General features: G+C 70.7%; 1 protein-coding gene. It reads left to right on the top strand.

Translation table 11 applies throughout. The features are described 5' to 3' along the window. Nucleotides 1–3,174: condensation domain-containing protein (locus K8638_RS43995; RefSeq protein WP_223760778.1), on the top strand; the 3,174-nt coding region annotated here is incomplete at both ends.

Raw genomic sequence — 3,174 nt, 5'->3', positions numbered from 1 at the left:
TCTCCGGTGACGGCCTGGCTCGCGGCTACGTGCGCCGCCCCGACCTCACCGCAGAGCGCTTCCTCCCCAATCCCTTCAGCTCCATCCCGGGCGCTCGCATGTACCGCACGGGTGACCTCGCCCGCTGGCGCCAGGACGGCGTCCTGGAGTTCCTCGGCCGCCGCGACTTCCAGGTGAAGGTGCGTGGCTTCCGCATCGAGCTGGCCGAAGTCGAAGCGGCGCTGCTGGCCTTCTCCGGCGTGCGCGAGGCCGTCGCCCTGGCGCGCGAGGACGTGCCCGGAGACAAGCGCCTCGTCGGCTACGTCACGGGCGACGCTTCGCTGGACATGGCGGCCCTGCGCGCGCATCTGCAAGGACGGCTGCCCGAGTACATGGTGCCCTCGGCGCTGCTGCGCCTGGACTCCTTCCCCCTCACCGCCAACGCCAAGGTGGACAGGAAGGCCCTGCCCGCTCCCGATTCGCGCGCAGAGCTGCGGCCCTTCGTCGCACCGAGTACCCCCACCGAACAGCAACTGGCCGCGCTGTGGGCCGAGGTGCTTCGCGTGGACAAGGTGGGCATCCACGACGACTTCTTCGAGCTGGGCGGCCACTCCCTGCTGGCCACCCAGGTCGTCTCCCGCGTGCGCAAGACCTTCGAGGTGGAACTCCCCCTGCGCGCGCTCTTCGAGGCGCCCACCCTCGTCCGGCTCGCCCCTCGCATCGAGGAGGCCCGGCGCCAGCGCACCTCGGTGTCCCTGCCGCCGCTGCTCCCCGCCCCCCGCTCCGGCTCGCTGCCCCTGTCCTTCGCCCAGCAACGCCTGTGGTTCCTCGATCAGCTCCAGCCCGGAAGCGTGCAGTACAACATGCCCATCACCCTGCTGCTGGAGGGGGTGCTGGACATCGAGGCACTGGAGTCCGCATTCACGGAGCTGGTGCGCCGCCATGAGTCCCTGCGCACCACGTTCAGCGCCGAGGAGGGCCAGCCCGTCCAGCTCATCCACCCGCCCTCCGCTGTGCACCTGGTGGTCGTGGACCTGACGGGCCTGCCCGAAGCCCAGCGCATGGACGAAGCGCACCGCCTCGCCTCCGAGCACGCGCTGCGGCCCTTCAACCTGGCCACCGGGCCGCTGCTGTGCGTGAGCCTGCTGCGCCTGGACGAGCACCGGCATGCGCTGTTGCTCAATGTGCACCACATCATCTCCGACGGCTGGTCCTCCGGAGTGCTGGTGCGAGAAGTGGCAGCCCTCTACGAGGCCCTGCGCCAGGGCCAGCCTTCGCCGCTGCCCCCGCTGCCGGTGCAGTACGCCGACTACGCCCTCTGGCAGCGCCAGTGGCTGCAAGGCCCGGTGCTCGAAGCGCAGCTCGGCTGGTGGATGGAGCAACTGGCCGGGGCGCCTCCTCACCTCGAGCTGCCCACCGACTTTGTCCGTCCGCCGGAGCTGTCGCACCGGGGCGCCACGGTGCCGGTGAGCCTGCCCCGTGAGCTGAGCGAAGCCCTCAAGGCCCTGGCACAGCGCGAGGGCGCCACGCCCTTCATGCTGTTGCTGGCTTCCTTCCAGCTCCTGCTCTCCCGCTATTCCGGCCAGGAGGACGTCGTCGTCGGCTCGCCCATCGCCGGCCGCCGTTTCAGCGAGCTGGAGAGCCTCATCGGCTTCTTCATCAACACCCTGGCGCTGCGGACCCGCCTGGACGACAACCCGTCATTCCGTACCCTGCTGGGCCGCGTGAAGGAGATGACCCTGGGCGCCTACGCGCACCAGGACGTGCCCTTCGAGAAGCTGGTCGAGGAGCTGCAACCGGTCCGCGACCTGAGCCGCTCGCCGCTCTTCCAGGTGCTCTTCGCCCTTCAGAACATCCCGACGCAGGACATGCACCTCCCCTCGCTGTCGCTCCGGCAGATGGCGGCGCATGGCGGGGACGTGGCCAAGTTCGAGCTCAACCTCAGCCTCTTCGAAACGCCCGAGGGCTTCCGAGGCACCCTGCAATTCCATGCGGACCTCTTCACGGAAGCCACCGCGGCGCGCATGGTGCGGCACCTCCAGGTGCTGCTGGAGGCCATCGTCTCCCAGCCGGACCAGCGCCTCTCCGAGCTGCCGCTGCTGACTCCCTCCGAGCGACAGCAGGTGCTCGTCGACTGGAACACCACCACCTCCTCCGTCCCGGCCGACTCCTGCTTCCACCATGCCTTCGAGCTCCAGGTGGCCAGGACTCCGGACGCGCCCGCCGTCCAGTGTGAGGACTCCGTCCTCACCTATGCCCAGCTCGACGCTCGTGCCAACCAGTTGGCCTGGCACCTGCGCTCGCTGGGCGTCGGCCCCGAGACGTGCGTGGCCCTCTGCCTGGACCGCTCCGTGGACACCCTCGTGGCGCTCCTCGGCGTCTGGAAGGCCGGTGGCGCCTACGTCCCTCTGGACCCGGCACAGCCCGCTCTGCGCCTCCAGTCCCTGGTGGACGAGGTGTCCGCCCCCGCGGTGGTGACCGTGTCCCAGCACGCGGCCTCCTTTGCCTCCTCTCAGGCACGCACGGTGCTGCTGGACACCGGCGCCGGGCTGCTCGACGGACAGCGTACCGATGCGCCGCCGCGCAACGTGTCCGGGGAGAACGTGGCCTACGTCCTCTTCACCTCGGGCAGCACCGGCCGCCCCAAGGGCGTGGCCGTGGCTCATGCCCAGCTGATCCACTACGTACGCGCGGCCACCGAGCGGCTCCGCCTGGCGGACTGCTCCAGCTTCGCCCTCGTCTCCACCTTCGTCGCCGACCTCGGCAACACGGTGCTCTTCCCTGCCCTCTTCACCGGCGGCCTGCTCCACGTCCTCACCCAGGAGCGCGCCAGCAGCCCCGCGGGAGTGGCCGAGTACTTCCAGCGCCACCCGGTGGACTGCGTGAAGATCGTCCCCTCCCATCTGGCGGCGCTGCTGACGGCGGCCGAGCCCCAGCACGTGCTTCCGCGCAAGAAGCTGGTGCTGGGCGGTGAGCCCTCCACCTGGCCCCTCATGGGCCAGGTGCGCGCGCTGGCGCCGAAGTGCGAAGTGTTCAACCACTACGGCCCCACGGAGACGACAGTCGGCGTGCTCGCGGGCCGCGTGGAGCAGCCGGCCGAGGCACTGGCCCCGGCCATGGTGCCGCTGGGCCGGCCGCTGGCTCACACGCGCCTGTACGTGCTGGACGAGCGCCTGCGCCCGCTGCCCGTGGGCG

This window comes from Myxococcus sp. RHSTA-1-4, from assembly GCF_020037125.1.
GTDB lineage: Bacteria > Myxococcota > Myxococcia > Myxococcales > Myxococcaceae > Myxococcus.
The sequence above is the reverse complement of the archived record's forward strand: the minus strand, read 5'-3'. Positions and strand labels throughout refer to the sequence as shown.